Genomic DNA, 2,288 nt, shown 5'->3' on the forward strand with positions numbered 1-2,288 from the left:
GCGGCGGCGGTCGTGGTGCTCCCGTCGGGCTGGCTGTTGGTGGAGCTGATCCGCTCCTGGGAGTACCTGGGCGGGCCCTGGGGGCTGCTGGGTGCGAGCCAGTGGCAGGTGCAGCCCGCGCTGCGGCTGGCCTCGGTGGGCGGCGTATGGCTGATCAGCTTTCTGCTGGTGGCCGTGAACACCGCGCTCGCCGCCCTCGTCACGGCGCCCCGGGCCCCGGTGGCGGCGCTGAGCGTGCTGGTGGCGGCAGCCGTCGTCGGGGCGTCCGGATGGGCGTGGGCGCCCCGCGTGGAGCGCGCGGGCGAGCTGCGGGTGGCCGTCGTCCAGGCCGGGATCACCAGCGGCCCCAGCGAGCGCTTCGCACAGGGCGAGCGGCTCACCCGCGAGCTGGCCGGGCGGGATGTGGACCTCGTCGTGTGGGGCGAGAGCAGCGTGGCCTACGACCTCGGGGCGCACCCGGGGCTGGTGCGGCGGCTGAGCACCCTCGCGTCCGAGACCGGCGCCCCGGTCCTGGTGAACGTCGACGCGCGGCGCACCGGACGCTCCGGGATCTACAAGAGCTCGGTGCTGGTCGGACCGGAAGGGCTGACCGGGCAGCGGTACGACAAGATGCGGCTGGTGCCGTTCGGCGAGTACATCCCGGCGCGGGGGATGCTCGGCTGGGCCACGTCGGTGGGCCGCGCCGCGGACGAGAACCGGATGCGGGGCACGGAGCCGGTGGTCATGGAAGCGGGCGGGACCCGGATCGGGCCGCTGGTCTGCTTCGAGACGGCGTTCCCCGACATGAGCCGGCATCTGGCGGCCGAGGGCGCGCGGCTGCTGGTGGCGCAGTCGGCGACGACGACGTTCCAGGAGAGCTGGGCACCGCGGCAGCACGCCTCGCTCGCCGCCCTGCGGGCCGCGGAGTCGGGCCGCCCGATGGTGCACGCGACCCTCACGGGGGTGAGCGCGGTGTACGGGCCGGACGGGCACGCGGCGGGTGAGCAGCTGGGCACGGACGCGAGCGCGGCGTCGGTCGCCGAGGTGCCGCTCGCCTCGGGCAGCACCCTCTATGCGCGGTTCGGGGACTGGGTGGTCCGGGTGGCCCTCACGGTGCTGGCGGCGTTCGGACTGCTGGAGGCGGTGCGTGCGCTGCGCGGGCGGCGGTTCACCCTGCCTGCTGCTCCTGTGCGGCGATGACCACCCGTTCGCACAGCTCATGGGTGCGCAGCGCGTCCTGCGCGGAGAGGGTGCGGCCCGCGCGTACGGCGTCGAGGAAGGCGAGCACGGCCTGTTCGATGCCGCGCTGGCGGGCCACCGGCACCCAGTCGCCGCGGCGGCGCAGACTGGGCTGGCCCTTGTGGTCGATGACCTCCGCGAGGTTGCGGACCTCGCGCTTGGCGTCCGCGCCGGAGACCTCCAGAACCTCCTCGGCCGAGCCCGAGAGCCGGTTCATCGCGCCGAGCGCTGTGAAGCCGTCGCCGGACAGCTGCAGCACGACATGGTGCAGCAGCCCGTCGCGGACCCGGGCGCGCACACCGATCTGGTCGACGGTGCCGGGCACCAGGAACCGCAGGGTGTCCACGACGTGGATGAAGTCGTCGAGGACCAGGGTGCGCGGCTCCTCCGGCAGGCCGACCCGGTGCTTCTGCAGCACGATCAGGTCCCGCGGGTGCTCCAGGCACTGGGCGTAGCCGGGGGCGTGGCGGCGGTTGAAGCCGACGGCGAGGCTGATGCCGCGCCGCTCGGCCAGTTCGACGAGCCGCTGGGCGTCCGCCAGGCCGTAGGCGAGCGGCTTGTCGACGTATGTGGGGACCCCGGCCTCCAGCAGCCGGGTGACCAGCTCCGGGTGGGCCGCGGTGGTCGCGTGCACAAAGGCGGCGTCCGGGCGGGCGGCGAGCAGCCCGTCGAGCCCGGTGTGCCGGTTCTCCCCGGGGACGCGGTGGGCGGCGCCGAGCTGTTCGAGGGTGGCCGGGGTGCGGGTGACCAGATGCGGCTCCAGGCCCGGCTGCGCCGCGAGCACCGGCAGATACGCCTTCCGGGCGATGTCCCCGAGTCCGATCACGCCAATCTTCACTGGGTCTCCCTGCTCGCTTCTCCGTCCGCGCCGCGGTGAGCGAGCGCCCGGGGCAGCATACGGTGACGCGGGCGGCCCGATTGGCGCCCCCTCCCTCCCCACGGTCCCTAGGTGTATTGCCCTGTGAGGTTGGGGACGCGGCTGGCGGGTGGTTTGCCTGCGAGCGCGGTGTGTCCGCGGTGGTGATTGTAGGAGTGCAGCCAGCGGGGGAACGCGTCGCGTCGTTCCTGCT

At 74.4% G+C, this 2,288-nt stretch carries 2 protein-coding genes and 1 pseudogene; 1 reads left to right on the forward strand and 2 read right to left on the reverse strand.

Annotated features, from left to right (window positions below; genetic code table 11):
* The coding region (gene lnt / locus G5C65_RS35725; RefSeq protein ID WP_165303211.1) for an apolipoprotein N-acyltransferase at window positions 1-1,179 on the forward strand (1,179 nt) is incomplete at its 5' end.
* On the opposite strand, the gene G5C65_RS35730 is transcribed toward lnt, so the two are convergent.
* Both G5C65_RS35730 and G5C65_RS35735 read right to left on the reverse strand, forming a co-directional pair.
* Window positions 1,148-2,056 carry a Gfo/Idh/MocA family oxidoreductase gene (locus G5C65_RS35730; RefSeq protein WP_165303212.1) on the reverse strand — a complete coding sequence of 303 codons (909 nt, stop codon included), beginning with the start codon at window positions 2,054-2,056 and terminating at the stop codon, window positions 1,148-1,150. The genes lnt and G5C65_RS35730 overlap by 32 nt on opposite strands.
* 107 nt (window positions 2,057-2,163) lie before the next feature.
* Window positions 2,164-2,288 (reverse strand): annotated as a pseudogene (locus tag G5C65_RS35735) (IS481 family transposase); the annotation flags it as partial.

The sequence above is a fragment of the Streptomyces boncukensis genome (genome assembly GCF_011045075.1).
GTDB lineage: Bacteria > Actinomycetota > Actinomycetes > Streptomycetales > Streptomycetaceae > Streptomyces > Streptomyces boncukensis.